The sequence below is a fragment of the Sinorhizobium numidicum genome (genome assembly GCF_029892045.1).
GTDB lineage: Bacteria > Pseudomonadota > Alphaproteobacteria > Rhizobiales > Rhizobiaceae > Sinorhizobium > Sinorhizobium numidicum.
Window position 1 is genome coordinate 516,747 of the sequence record NZ_CP120369.1, and the last position, 13,021, is coordinate 529,767.

General features: G+C 59.4%; 10 protein-coding genes and 2 pseudogenes. 7 read left to right on the forward strand and 5 right to left on the reverse strand.

The window, feature by feature from the left end; genetic code table 11:
• The first annotated feature begins 3 nt into the window (after positions 1-3).
• The 3 genes and pseudogenes from PYH37_RS31565 (at position 4) to PYH37_RS31575 (ending at position 2,824) form a co-directional block, all read left to right on the forward strand.
• Positions 4-1,359 (forward strand): MFS transporter, encoded by a 1,356-nt coding sequence (locus tag PYH37_RS31565; RefSeq protein ID WP_280736556.1) that lies wholly within the window; start codon positions 4-6, stop codon positions 1,357-1,359.
• A 62-nt stretch (positions 1,360-1,421) separates the two neighbouring features.
• Positions 1,422-1,811, forward strand: a pseudogene (locus PYH37_RS31570) (tautomerase family protein); the annotation flags it as partial.
• A gap of 161 nt (positions 1,812-1,972) precedes the next feature.
• A complete protein-coding gene (locus PYH37_RS31575; protein ID WP_280736555.1) occupies positions 1,973-2,824 on the forward strand; it encodes an alpha/beta hydrolase family protein in 852 nt (283 codons plus the stop codon).
• A 163-nt stretch (positions 2,825-2,987) separates the two neighbouring features.
• Here PYH37_RS31575 and PYH37_RS31580 read toward each other — a convergent pair whose 3' ends face one another.
• From PYH37_RS31580 to PYH37_RS31595, 4 genes are read right to left on the reverse strand one after another with little or no spacing between them, the layout of a single operon-like run.
• Positions 2,988-4,121 carry an alpha/beta hydrolase gene (locus PYH37_RS31580; RefSeq protein WP_280736553.1) on the reverse strand — a complete coding sequence of 378 codons (1,134 nt, stop codon included), beginning with the start codon at positions 4,119-4,121 and terminating at the stop codon, positions 2,988-2,990.
• A 53-nt stretch (positions 4,122-4,174) separates the two neighbouring features.
• Positions 4,175-7,246 (reverse strand): efflux RND transporter permease subunit, encoded by a 3,072-nt coding sequence (locus PYH37_RS31585; protein ID WP_280736552.1) that lies wholly within the window; start codon positions 7,244-7,246, stop codon positions 4,175-4,177.
• The gene (locus tag PYH37_RS31590; protein ID WP_280736551.1) at positions 7,243-8,328 is read right to left on the reverse strand and encodes an efflux RND transporter periplasmic adaptor subunit; all 1,086 of its coding nucleotides are present in this window, start codon (positions 8,326-8,328) and stop codon (positions 7,243-7,245) included. The genes PYH37_RS31585 and PYH37_RS31590 overlap by 4 nt, the downstream gene beginning before the upstream one ends.
• The gene (locus PYH37_RS31595) at positions 8,325-9,398 is read right to left on the reverse strand and encodes an efflux RND transporter periplasmic adaptor subunit (protein ID WP_280736550.1); all 1,074 of its coding nucleotides are present in this window, start codon (positions 9,396-9,398) and stop codon (positions 8,325-8,327) included. The genes PYH37_RS31590 and PYH37_RS31595 overlap by 4 nt, the downstream gene beginning before the upstream one ends.
• A 111-nt stretch (positions 9,399-9,509) precedes the next feature.
• Between PYH37_RS31595 and PYH37_RS31600 the strand changes: the two genes are divergently transcribed.
• A complete protein-coding gene (locus PYH37_RS31600) occupies positions 9,510-10,127 on the forward strand; it encodes a TetR/AcrR family transcriptional regulator (RefSeq protein WP_280736549.1) in 618 nt (205 codons plus the stop codon).
• Between the two features lie 438 nt (positions 10,128-10,565).
• On the opposite strand, the gene PYH37_RS31605 is transcribed toward PYH37_RS31600, so the two are convergent.
• A complete protein-coding gene (locus PYH37_RS31605; protein ID WP_280736547.1) occupies positions 10,566-11,168 on the reverse strand; it encodes an aminotransferase-like domain-containing protein in 603 nt (200 codons plus the stop codon).
• Positions 11,169-11,251: 83 nt separating this feature from the next.
• Here PYH37_RS31605 and PYH37_RS31610 point away from each other — a divergent pair.
• The 3 genes and pseudogenes from PYH37_RS31610 to PYH37_RS31620 form a co-directional block, all read left to right on the forward strand.
• Positions 11,252-11,531: pseudogene (locus PYH37_RS31610) on the forward strand (IS21 family transposase); the annotation flags it as partial.
• A 190-nt stretch (positions 11,532-11,721) separates the two neighbouring features.
• Positions 11,722-11,889 (forward strand): hypothetical protein, encoded by a 168-nt coding sequence (locus tag PYH37_RS31615; protein WP_280736546.1) that lies wholly within the window; start codon positions 11,722-11,724, stop codon positions 11,887-11,889.
• A gap of 120 nt (positions 11,890-12,009) precedes the next feature.
• Positions 12,010-12,939, forward strand: coding sequence for a carbon-nitrogen hydrolase family protein (locus tag PYH37_RS31620; protein ID WP_280736545.1), 930 nt, complete (start codon positions 12,010-12,012; stop codon positions 12,937-12,939).
• The last annotated feature ends 82 nt before the right edge of the window (positions 12,940-13,021 follow it).

The window sequence follows — 13,021 nt, forward strand, 5'->3', positions numbered from 1 at the left end:
AGCATGCAACAGCTACAGGGAAGGGACGATTCCGTCCGCAAACCAGGCATCTGGACCGTCGTTCTCGCATCAAGCGCCGGCACGGTCATCGAATGGTATGACTTCTATCTCTACGGAAGTCTGGCAATCTTTTTCTCAACGCTCTTCTACCCTGCCAATGAACCGACGGCAGCCGTTCTGATCAGCGTCGCAACCTTTGCCACAGGCTTCGTCGTGCGCCCATTGGGAGCCCTGCTGTTCGGCAGTATCGGCGATCGCGTCGGACGCAAGAGCACCTTTTTGATGACGCTTGTACTGATGGGAGTTGCGACCGCGCTCGTCGGCATCTTGCCGACCTTTGAGACCGCGGGGTATTTCGCGCCGATCGCGCTCGTAGTCCTTCGGCTGATCCAGGGACTGGCGATCGGCGGTGAATATGGTGGCGCCGCCGTTTACGTTGCAGAACATGCACCGGCGAACCGGCGCGGTTTCTTCACGAGCTTTATCCAGACAACGGCAACCGTCGGCTTTTTCCTGGCGATTGTCGTGGTACTGACGTGCCGGCTGTCGCTTGGCGAAGAGCTCTTCAAGCAATGGGGCTGGAGAATTCCCTTCCTGCTATCGTCGGTTTTGATTGTGCTGTCGCTTTATTTGCGCCTCAAGCTTAGCGAATCCCCGGTGTTCGAGGAGCTTCGCAAAGGTGGAAAGACTGCGAAGAGCCCGATCCGCGAGAGTTTCGCCACCGGTCAAGGTGCACGCTATGCAGCCTTCGCGCTTTTCGGGGCGACCGCCGGCCTGGGTTGCGTGTGGTATACAGGGCAGTTCTACGCCCTCTATTTCCTGCAGAGCGTCCTGAAGCTGGACTTCCTGACAGCGAACCTTTGCCTTGCGGCTGCTTTGGTGATCGGAACGCCGCTCATCGTTTTCTTCGGCGCCTTGTCCGACCGGATCGGCCGCCGCAAGTTGATCGTCACCGGCTTCCTTCTGGCGGCCGCGTTCTATATTCCGATCTATCAGGGCATCGCCGCCGCCGTCGCAGCCCAGAATTTTGTTCTGGTCACAGCGCTGATCGTCGCCCAACTCGTCTTCGTCGGGCTGGTCTACGGGCCGATGGCAGCTTTCCTCGTCGAGCTCTTCCCGGCGAAATTGCGCTACACCTCGCTCTCGCTGCCCTATCACCTCGGCACAGGCGTGTTTGGCGGCTTTGTTCCCCTCATCAGCCTGTCGCTGGTTGCCTACACTGGCAACATCTATGCGGGCCTCGCCTATCCCATTGCGATCGCGATCATGAGCGCGGCCGTAAATGTGCTCTGCTTCCCTCGCGCCTTGGCTCAGGAGCCCGAGCCTGCCGCAACCGGCCTGCCGGTGAAGGCAAACTGAACGTTCACGGGGGACGCCGCGTGCGCGTTCCCCGCCCCTCTTTCCTGTTTCCGAGGACGGCCATGCCGCTGATAAAAATCAACCTTCTGAAGGGCCGATCGCCCGAAGAGCACGACAAGATCCTCGACTGCATCCATGAGGCGGTGGTCCGAGCCTTCCATGTACCGCCAGCAGATCGCTATCAGATCCTGATCGAACACGAGAAATCGCATGTGCGCGCGGAGGATACCGGGCTTGGTCTTTCTCGCAGTGACAGACTGATCATCATCGAGGTGATCTCGCGGGCGCGGTCCGCTGACGACAAACAGGCCTTCTATCGTCTTGTTGCCGCTGGTCTTTCGGATGCCTGTGCAATCGACCCTGCGGATGTTGTGGTCAGTATCGTGGAAAATGGTGACTCGGATTGGTCCTTCGGCCTTGGTCGAGCTCAATTCATGACCGGCGAGCTTCGCTTAAATCACCCATCCGCGGCAGTGAAAAGACATCAACGCCTGGGCCAGTCCGGTACGGCCACCCCATCAAATTTGACCGGCCGAGCGTAATTCAAACAACAAAGAAAGAGCAGCTATGAAACAGCTACACAAAACCGTCGCCGCGTCACTGGGGGATGCTGATGACGACTTTCCTAGTTTCGGCGGATGCCAAGGAAACCATCGTCAAGCTTCAAGTCGAAGGCCAGAGTATCGTAGGTACGATGGTGACGCCGGATGATGTCGCCAATCCGCCCGTCGTCCTGATGCTTCACGGTTTCACCGGCAGCCGCAATGAATGGAGCTCGGAGGCGGTTAAGGAAGGCCTGTTTGGGCGTGCTGCGCCGGTGCTCGCAAAGAACGGTATCGCTTCGCTTCGGATCGATTTTCGCGGCAGCGGTGAGAGTGACGGCAAGTTTGAAGACATGACCGTCGAAACCGAGGTAACGGACGCACAAGCGGCGCTCGACTTCCTGTCGACGAATGAAAGTGTCGACGGCAAGCGGATTTCGCTGATGGGAATGAGCCTGGGCGGTGCGGTCACAACCGCGGTCGCCGGCCGGACGAAAACGCCTTTAAAGTCTGTCGTGCTCTGGAACCCCGGCATCAATCTTCCGGCCGCGTTCATCTCCATATTTGGCGAGAAGCAGATGGCGGAAGCTGTGACAGCGGGCGATAAAGTCTATCCGGCCACGCGCGTCGGCGATGGCAAGGAAATTCCCTTGAAAGGCCGCTTCTTCGAGAGCCTATACGCAGTGCAGACTGCCGGCGAAATCTCGCGCTACAAGGGGCCGCTGTTCCTGGCGGTCGGCACGCGCGACAGCATCGTCTTTCCCCAACCGGTTCTCGCCAAGTCGCTGCTATCTTATCACGACGGTCCGGAGGAACTGTGGGCTGAACCCGTTGATCATGGTTTCGGCGTTGAACAGAGTGCCAAGACCGTGGACAAGTTGATCTCAGCGACGGTCGCCTTCCTAAGGTCCAACGGCGAATAATCTGCGCGTCGAACGGCGCCCGCTCGCCGCCAATTCCGCCGGAATTGGCGGCATCTTTGCGACAGCGGTAACGCTTCATCGCCTGTCCGATCGCATCTGTTGGTCTTCATTCCGATGTAAGCACCTGACTGCTACCACTTTCGCATAGGAGCCTTCCCGAGAGTCAATGCCGGGCAATTTGCCCGGCCAGCCTGAACGGACTTGCGACAGCCGCGCCTGCCGCATCGAAGACGAACACGCCAACATTTCCGCTGGTTCGCGCACGCGCTTCCGCCTTGACAAGCTCGCCACCAAACCGGGCAAGCGCGGCATAGCGATCGTGACCAAGACCGTCGGATGAACTGAGGGACGATATGTCGATGACGCTGACATGTGCGGCCGCTATTTCACTCCGAACCAGGGGATCATCGATATCAAGGCGGCCGATGCGTGGGCGTTCGCCGCCAAGGAAACTGGACACCGCCAGAGCTCGGTCGGCTTTTGACACGAGCAATGTGATCGGGTTTTGCAGCAGGCCAATGTCACGCAACTGGGACCTGAACACGTCGACGTCAATGTCCGGCGCAGCGAGAATAATCTGCAACTTGCCGACGACATCGTCACGCCCTTGCAGCTTCAGCTGCCTTGCCGCCTCCATGGACAAGAAGCCGCCCATGCTATGCCCGAACAGGACGACGCGCTTGATCTTCGGATTTTCGGCCAGCGCCTTCAAGACGCTTTCGAACTCGCTTCTGGTATAGAGCGCTGCGTCTCGGTCAGTGACATACCCGGTCACGCTTGCCGCAGATGGCCAGGAAAACAGAATCGGCGGACTAAGGGTGTCGGCGTCGGCTGCCATCTGCGCAGCCCTGAACAGCGCCTCCTGATACCTGGTGTTATAGCCGTGGACGAAGACCGCCACGGTCCCGTCGAAGTTTGCCGAACGGGTCGCATCGTCTATCCAGGCTTTGCGCGTCAGTTGATCGCGTCCGGTCACGACGAACTGGCGGCGCGGATCCGGCGTTCTCGAGGGATAGATGATGGCGCTTCCCGTACGATCGCCGGGAATAGAAAAGGCGTATCGCTCGTAGGTCAGGTCGCCGGCCCATTGGCTTCCAAAACCGCCGTCTTCCTTTACCTTGTTGCGGTTGGTGACAGAAAGCAGGGTGACCTTCTCGCTTTCGACCTGCCTGATCGCCGTGGGTTGAAGCACCTCGGCTGGTGGCCGAGAAGCGCATCCGGTCAGGCAGATCATGACGGCAACAACGGCAAGGCTAAGCCGTGACCTGCACGAGTAGATCGAGAGGAAGAAGTGCATCGACGCGCCTTAAATCTGGAGAAAGAAGGGCGCTCGCAAGCGCCCTTCCTGGATCAAGCTTGTGCAGCTTCCGGGGAGATATTCGGTTCTTCGCGCGGTATCCGGAACCAGGCCACATAAAGCGCCGGAAGGAAGAGAAGCGTCAGCACCGTTCCGACGACGATCCCGCCCATCATGGCATAAGCCATTGGTCCCCAGAAGACTTCCCGGGAGATGGGGATAAGGGCGAGCGTCGCGGCCGCGGCGGTCAGCAAGATCGGGCGCATGCGGTGTTCCGTCGCCTCGACCACCGCTCGCCACGGCGGCACGCCCTCGCTGCGCAGATGCTCGATCTGGACCACGAGGATGACCGAATTGCGGATCAGGATGCCGATCAGTGCGAGCACGCCGAGGATCGCGACGAAGCCCATCGGAGCGTTGCTGAGAAGAAGTGCCGCCACGACGCCGATAAGAGCAAGGGGAGCGACTGCGAAGACTAGGAACAGGCGGCTGAAGCTCTGGAGCTGGACCATCAGGATCGTCGCCATGGCGAACAGCATGAGCGGGGCGACTGCGGCGATCGGCCCTTGCGCATCGGCGCTCGATTCCACCGAGCCCCCGACCTCGACCTTGTATCCCGCAGGAAGAGTTTTCGTGAACTTTTCGACCTCTGGCTTGAGCTGTTCCACGATAGTGGCGGGCTGTATAGACCCGGTGACCGCGGCCTCGACTGTGACGGTGGGGATGCGATCCCTTTTCGCGATCATGGGCTGTTCGAGCTCGTAGCGGAACTTGGCGACTGCCGAAAGCGGGACGGACTTGCCGTTCGATCCCGGAAGTTGGAGGTTTCTGAGCGTGTCGATCGAGCCTCGCTCAGTGTCTTGCGCCCTACCGATCACATCGATGAGGTAGATGCTGTCGCGAATTTGCGTTGCCGAGGACCCCGCGACGACGCTGTTGAGCACGTTGGCGATATCCTCTGAGGTGACGCCAAGCTGGCGAGCCTTGTCCTGGAGCACATCCACCTTCACGACGCGCGAGGGCTCGTTCCAGTCATAGGTCATGTTGGCGATGAGAGGATGCCGATTGACGATGGACCCCAGGCGATGCGACAGCTCACGTACTGTCTGGATGTCCGGACCGCTGACGCGGTACTGAACGGGCTTGCCCACCGGCGGGCCGATATCCAGGAGTTTCACGAAAGCGTCGGTACCGGGAAAGGTCTTCGCGACATGGACCTGCAAGTCTGCGCGCAGCCTGTCCCGAGCTTCCAGGTCCTTGGCGACGATGACGATCTGCCCGAACCAGACAGCCGGGGTCTGGACGTCATAAGACAGAATGAACCGCGGCGCGCCTTCCCCGACATGCGTGGTCCAGTGGTCGATGTCGGGGTTGCCGACGAGTTTCTCCTGTTCGAACTGCGTCATCTGGCGGTTCGTTTCCGCTATCGTGGTGTTTTGGGGCATGCTCCAGTCGACGATCAATTCGACGCGGTCGGATGCTGGGAAGAACTGCTGCTGCACAAGGCCAAGACCGGCGAGCGAGAGGCCGAAAACAGCAATGGTGGCGGTGATCGTAACCCAGCGCCAGCGCATGGCAACTCGCAAGAGCCAGGCAAATCCCCGCGCAGTACGTCCCTTTCGCTCATGGTGGGACTTCATTGTCTTGGGCAGGATCACCACGCCCAGCAACGGCGTGAAGAGGACGGCCACAACCCAGGACACCACGAGCGAAACCGCAATGACGACGAACAGGGTGAAGGTGAATTCGCCCGCCGCGCTGTTGTTAAGGCCGATCGGAATAAACCCGGCGACAGTGACAAGCGTGCCTGTCAGCATCGGAAAGGCAGTCGACGTGTAGACATAGGTGGCCGCTTTTCGCAGATCGTCGCCCGACTCCAGGCGCGCCACCATCATCTCAACGGCGATCATGGCGTCGTCGACGAGGAGCCCCAATGCGATGATCAAGGCTCCGAGCGAAATGCGCTGCAGCGAGATGCCCGTATATTCCATAACGACGAACGTGATCGCCAGGACAAGCGGGATCGAGATCGCGACCACCAGCCCAGCGCGCAACCCAAGGCTAATGAAGCTGATCGCCAAAACGATAGCGATTGCCTCAAACAGAGCTTTCGTAAAACCGGACACGGCTTCTTCCACGACGGCCGGCTGGTCGGAAACCCGCTCCACGCTCACGCCGATCGGGAGATCGGCCACGACGCGCTTCATTTCCTCGTCCAGAGCGTGGCCAAAGTTCGTTAGATTGGCACCCGCCGTCATGCCAATTGCCAGGCCTATTGCGGGTTGTCCGTTGAAGCGGAAGAGCGAGAACGGCGGATCGACATACCCTCGCTTGATCGTCGCGACGTCGGTTAGCGGGAAAAAGCGATCGTTCACTCTGAGATTGATGGCCCTCAAGCTCTCTTCGTTCGTAAACTGGCCACCGACGCGCAACGCGATCCGCTCCGGTCCTGCATCCACGAAGCCGGACTGCGCCACCGCGTTCTGAGCTTGAAGCGTTTCGATAACGGATTGGCGGTCGATGCCGAGCGCCGCGATCTTGCGGGTCGAAAATTCAAGATAGACGGCTTCATCCTGAGCCCCGATGATGTCGATCTTGCCGGCATTCGGAACCGTCAGAAGCTTCGCCCTGGCGTCTTCCACCAGATCGCGAAGTTGGCGCTGCGTCAGGCCGTCGGATCTGAAGGCATAGATGTTGCCGTAAACGTCGCCGAAGGTGTCATTGAAGAACGGACCGACGACGCCGCTGGGAAATTCGCCCTTGATGTCGTTGATCATGTTGCGGACGCGAAGCCAATTGCCCGTCACGTCCCTTGCTTTGGTGGTCGCAAGCAATTCAACGTAGACCGTGGTCTGGCCGGCAACCGTCTCGCTCCGCGTGACGTCGAGCGCGTCGAGCTCCTCCAGTTTCTTCTCGATCCTGTCCGTCACCTGACGGGTCATTTCTTCCGCGGACGCACCCGGCCACTGCGCGTTGATAATCATCGTCTTGATGGTAAAGGCAGGGTCTTCTTCACGGCCGAGGTTGAAATAGGAAAACGTGCCTGCAAGGATGAAGACAATCATAAAATACCAGACGAGCGAACGATGCTCGAGCGCCCAGTCTGAGAGGTTGAACGGTTTCAATTGATGGTCTCCTGATCGATGCGAACGGTCTGGCCGTTTACGAGCGTGTTGACGCCAGCGGTGACGATCCTCTCACCGGGTTTGATCCCGTCGGTCACGGTGACAAGCCCACCTTCGACGGCTTGTTCAGCAAGCGTGACCGGGCCGGAGGTGACCTCCCCGGTCGCGTCGTTGACGATCCAGACGAATGCCTGCGATCCCTCTGTCCGGATCGCTGAGGATGGCAGCCGGATTAAAGTCTTCACCTCACCCAGGGAACTGGCCGTTATGACCGAGCCGAGCCTGAGTGCCTCAGGCGGATCGATCAGCGTCAACCGTGTGCGTCGCGTGCGCGTCGCGTCGTCCGCCTCGGGCGTGATCTCGCGGACCACGCCCCTGGCGTGAATGCGGGGATCAAGTTGCAAGGCGACGTCGAAGGATGCGCCTGGCTTCAACTGGTCGCCGGCGGCTTCGGGCACGTCGACCACCGCGTCGCGCTCTTCCGGTCGCGCGACCGTAGCAACACTCTGCCCCGGCGAGACGACTTGGCCCACCTCGGCGGCGGTCGCGGTGACCACACCGTCGAATTCGGCGAGCAGGCGCGAATAGCTCAGCTGTTCGTTCGCCTTGTCCAGATTCGCCTGCGCCTTGGCGACCGCCGCTTCTGCGGTTTTGCGCTCCTGCTCCGCAGTTTCAAAGGTAGCCCTGGCGCCGGTCTGTCTCTCGAGCAGAGTTCTCTGCCGGTCTTCTGTGATGCGGGCGTTGGCAAGTTGCGCCTGGCTGTTGGCAAGATCGGACTGCGCGCTTTTGACAGCCAGCTCAAGCGCCACCGGATCGATCGCCGCCAAGACGGCGCCCTTCTTGACGAGGTCACCCACCTGAACGTTGCGGGCGATGACACGGCCCAGAATGCGGAAGCTGAACTGGGTCTCGATGCGGGCCTGGACAGTGCCCGGCAGAGTGAATGCCGCCTGCGGGACCGGTTCGGCTAACTGAGATAGGACCGGGCGAGGAGCCAGCGATGCTGCATCCTCTTCCTTCTGGCAAGCCGACAGCAGCGCGGCCGCTGCCAAAAGCGCCATCAGGCGGCAATCGATTTTCATCTGGCGGCTCCTTCATAAGACACGAGGTCGCCCTCGCTGAGAAATTTGGTGCCGTTCGAAACGACAATGTCACCGGCAGACAGGCCGGATTCGACGGAGAAGCGTCCACTGGCATAGGCTGTGACCTCCACGGGATGGAGGGAAACGGCGCTCGTCTTCGGATCGACGAGCCAGACGGCCGTCCGCCCCGCATGGGAGGCCATGGCCGACCAGGGCAACTCGATGACGGTCTCAGGCTTGTACCGCGCGGTGGCTATCACGGCGCTCCCCAGGGGAACGTCAGGCGCATTTTCGAGAGCGAGCTTCACCCGGATCGTCCCAGTCGTGGTGTCGATGGCTGGCGATACTTCGCGGACCTTTGCCCGAAACTTGTCTTCGCCCGACAGGAGTCTGACCTCGGCGACGTCCTCAAGTGCGCGTCCGAGAAGAGCGGACTCATTGGCATTGATCACGGCGTCTCGGGGACCGTCATGGGCGAGCGTGAAAATAAGTTGGGCGGCCTGCGCCACCTGACCTACTTCGGCGTTCCTCGCAGTAATGATTCCGTTGGCATCCGCCTTGAGGTCCGTCTGGCCAAGCGTATCGCGGGCCGTATCCAACTGGGCCTGTGCGGACTGAACCGTGGCCTGTGTCGTTAAAAGAGCTTCGCGCGCGTTATCGAGGGCGGCCCTTGTGGTGACGCCTGTGGTGAAAAGGCTCTGCTGCCTGTCGAATGCCTGCCGCGCCTGCGTCTGCTGCGCCTCCGCAGATTGGAGATTGGCAAGTGCCACCTGGAGGTCAGCCGTCTGCTCTTTCGTATCGAGGCGTGCGAGAACCTGCCCAGCCTCGACGTGATCGCCGACATCGACCAGCCGTGCGATAATGCGACCGCTGACGCGGAATGAAAGATCGGACTGAACCCTGGCGCTGATCTCGCCAGTCGTCGAAGTGGTTTCCGACACCGGTACGGCTTGAACAGCAACCGTCTCCACATGTCGCGCGTTTTTCTGTCGAGCGTCTTCTTGAGGAGCGCAGGCCATGAGGCATGCGATGGAAAGCCCTAGAAAAATACCTGTTGTTGAATGTGCCATAAGCCGCCTCTCAAGTCGCTTTTAAAGCCGATTATAATTGACTAACTAGAAAGTCAATGAAATTATGGTGACATGTTGAGGCCGCAGGATCTTTTAGTTAGGAATGTGAACATGAAAAAGCTGACGCGTGCTGAACAGAAGGCTCTCCGACCTGCCCAGATTCTCGATGCTGCCTTTGAGGAATTTATCGAACAAGGCTACACGGCGGCGCGCGTAGAAGATATCGCCGCGCGCATAGGAGTGACAAAGGGCACGGTCTATGTCTACTTTCCCACGAAGGAAGTTCTGTTTTCTGCCATGGCACGGCATATTGCAGTACCGTTCGAGGACGTTCTAGCCGACGCCAAGAAACTGAACGGAAGTTGCGCGGAGCGGCTGAGGTCGCTGATCCTGCTTTTCTACGAACGGGTGATGGAGGACCGCAGAACCCGGGAATTGCTGCGCTTCGCTATCTCTGAGGGTGTGCGTTTCCCCCAACTCATTGATGACCACTATGCAGAGCTCATAGAGCCGATCCTCGTCACGGGGCAGGCGCTCATCGATGAAGGTGTCCGTCAGGGTGAGTTTCGGGACGGGCCTGCGGCGCTTGCACGTGTCATACTTGCGCCTGCGTTGGCGTTGATTGTCGAAGCGCTGATCCACGACGGTCGTCGCGATCTTGAAACGCCGAGATATATCGAGGCCCATCTTGATCTGGCCTTACATGGTCTTGCTGCCGCTAGCAGTTGATCGCGCGAAACGGGTGCTTGCTTGATCTGAAAATCGGCCGCTCTACCGGAAAACGTTTCTTCTCGAAGTCACAGAAACAGCGGACGCGTCACGTAGCCGCCAATGAAAACTGTGTGACGATCAAAAACTTCCCGTTGTCGCTCCCGCTCCCGGCTGGAGGGCCAAAGACATATCTGGCTCGCCCATCAGTCGGGGATAAGAACAGGCGTGCGACGGGATAGATTCCGATGTCTTGGTTTCGAGCGATATCTGCGAAACGCGCCTCTTGCCCGGAGCAAATCGTGTTGAACCACACGACGACGTGAAGTCCCGCGGTCGTGCCGACGATGTCGATGTCGCCGGCAAAATCGCGGGTCATTGACGCAAGAAATACGGCGCGTCTTTCTGCGTTAAGTCTCCGCATTCTGCGGACGTGCCGCTCGTAACCACCAGTCTCGATCAGCGCGGCGAGAGCCTCTTGCTCGAACGTGGATGTGTGCCGGTCGGCAATCCGCTTGCAATCGATGAAGGCATCGACAAGAGGACAAGAGGATGCGGGAGCACGACGTATCCGAGCCTGAGCGTCGGCGGCAGGGTCTTTGAGACCGTTCCGACATAGATGACGCGGCCTTGCGCAGACAGATAGCGAGGCGGAATGGGGTCAACGTTGTACCGATACTCGCTGTCGTAGTCATCCTCGATGACATAAGCATTTGCCGACGCGGCCCACTCCATCAATGCTTGGCGATGCGCAGCAGGCAACACCCCTCCCAGGGGAAACTGGTGGCTGGGCGTCACATATGCCACCACGATGTCGCCAGCCTCGGGAAGCTTCGTGGTGTCTATGCCATGAGCGCCACAGGGTACGGCAACGATGTTTGCTCCGACGGCGAGCATCACGTTCTTGGCCATGGCATAGCACGGGTCTTCGACCACGACGCGGTCGCCGGGATTGACAAGGACCCGAACACAGAGATCCAGTGCCTGCTGCGATCCGTTTACAACGATGATCTGGCAGAGATCGCAGCTGATGCCCCTTGACCGCCAGACGTAGCCCTGCAATGCAAGGATCGGCTTCCTGCTGGATCATCGTATCCCAATCTGTCGCGATGCCTGAGGAAGGCGGTGTTTAGCGCCTTTCGCTTGCGTCTTTTGCGAACCGGCCCGTAAGCCTGCGGATTTATCCAGGCCGATTGGTCGTTGCGGCCGAGGGCCGTATGCTTTGCGAACACGCGGGTTATTGAACGTAGCCACCCTCAAGGTGCCGCGGACGATCTACGACTGGCGGCATTATCTTGCCGTAAACGCCAGCCCGGTGCTTTACGCAATGGCGCGCCGTTTGTGGAATTGCCGCCTGCCTTCAGGCAGTTGCAAGACCAGATGCTTCGCCGCCCCGGCGGTGATCGTGAGATGGTCGACATCCTTGGCGGCGCCCTCTCGGAGGGCTCTTCTGTTAGTTGATCGCTGCGATCCACTCGCCGGATGCCGATTTGGCGAACTTCCCCCCGTCCGCGGCGCGCAAATCCCTGGTTCTTCGACATTCCCAACGACAAGGGCGTCAAAGAGCGCTTCTGGTTCAATCTACGCACCTAGCCTTGCCTAAGAGGAAGAATCCATGCACCAGAACGCCATAATCGCGATCGCAGCCACCCTCGGTATAGCGGCTGGCGCCGGCGGCACCTACATCGCAACCTCCGAGCCGAAAGTTGAAGCTCAGGCCATCTCGAAAGCAGAACTGGTGGCGCTATCTCCGCTGATCCATCTCTTTGCCCTAACCTCCTAGACCTCCCCCAGCATGGTCTTGAACAGAGGCAAAGGGACTGACGTCTCGGGTCGGTTGTATTGGTCCGATCGTTTCGGCGGGTTGCTGGGGAACTACGTCCGGAACGTGGAAGGCCTCACAATGATCCAAAACGGAAATCTCAAACGTCGTGTACGCGCTCGCGCGGCAAAGACCGGCGAATCTTACACCGCAGCTCTTCACCACATCCGCCAGCCATCGGCCAAGCTTGCCATCCACTCAATACGGCTTGCTGTGGCGCAAACCTCTCTATTTAAAGATCCTCGCGACAAGTTTGCGCTTCGAGCGAGTGGGACGGAGCTGCGCGCCCTGATGATGGACGCTCATAGAGCAGGCGCTCGCGTAATCCATTTCCCTGAAGGCGCGACATGCTCGCCCAACAAGCGGCTTATGTCAGAGAGCGGCCCCAAGGAGATCGGCCCCTCAGACTGGGGACGGTACGACTGGGCGACTTTGCGTTCAGAATTGGCGGCCACCAGCGAGCTGGCGAAGAAATTGAAGCTATGGACGGTGCTTGGGTCCGTCCATCAGCTCACACCTCCTCATCGGCCGCATAATAGCCTCTACGTCATATCTGATTGCGGAACACTGGTGACCCGCTACGATGAGCGCATGCTATCGAATACCAAAATTTCCTTTATGTATTCGCCTGAAAAATTGCCGGTGACATTCGAAGTGTATGGCGTGCGGTTCGGCTGCGCACTCGGGATGGAATCACACTATCCAGAGTTATTCACGGAGTATGAGCGGCTTGAGGCAGATTGCGTTCTGTTCTCGACTACAGGCGAAATCCCTTCCGCCGCCCCAGCTTTCGCCGCGGAGGTGTTGGGCCACGCTGCCACCAATATGTATTGGGTCAGCTACGCAGCTCACGCGCCGCAAAGCGTAGCTATTCCTGCTGGGATAGCATCGCCAGATGGCCGCTGGGCAGCCCAATGCGCGGCAGATGGCTCAACTTCGATCTCCGTCACCGATGTTACCATTGACCGGGAGCATCCGGCGCGGCCCTGGCGGCGAAGCGCTCGCGCCTAACTCTACGCTCCTCATCAGGTGGACGGCGACGTGAGAAGCGACAGCCGCGACCAATTCTGATTAGAAATACGGTCAGGGCAGC

What these genes read in the sequence shown, in the direction of transcription:
- PYH37_RS31565 (WP_280736556.1), top strand. Translation starts at nt 4, where the DNA reads ATGCAACAGCTACAGGGAAGGGACGATTCCGTCCGCAAACCAGGCATC.
- PYH37_RS31575 (WP_280736555.1), top strand. Translation starts at nt 1,973, where the DNA reads ATGACGACTTTCCTAGTTTCGGCGGATGCCAAGGAAACCATCGTCAAG.
- PYH37_RS31580 (WP_280736553.1), bottom strand. Translation starts at nt 4,121, where the DNA reads ATGCACTTCTTCCTCTCGATCTACTCGTGCAGGTCACGGCTTAGCCTT.
- PYH37_RS31590 (WP_280736551.1), bottom strand. Translation starts at nt 8,328, where the DNA reads ATGAAAATCGATTGCCGCCTGATGGCGCTTTTGGCAGCGGCCGCGCTG.
- PYH37_RS31595 (WP_280736550.1), bottom strand. Translation starts at nt 9,398, where the DNA reads ATGGCACATTCAACAACAGGTATTTTTCTAGGGCTTTCCATCGCATGC.
- PYH37_RS31600 (WP_280736549.1), top strand. Translation starts at nt 9,510, where the DNA reads ATGAAAAAGCTGACGCGTGCTGAACAGAAGGCTCTCCGACCTGCCCAG.
- PYH37_RS31615 (WP_280736546.1), top strand. Translation starts at nt 11,722, where the DNA reads ATGCACCAGAACGCCATAATCGCGATCGCAGCCACCCTCGGTATAGCG.
- PYH37_RS31620 (WP_280736545.1), top strand. Translation starts at nt 12,010, where the DNA reads ATGATCCAAAACGGAAATCTCAAACGTCGTGTACGCGCTCGCGCGGCA.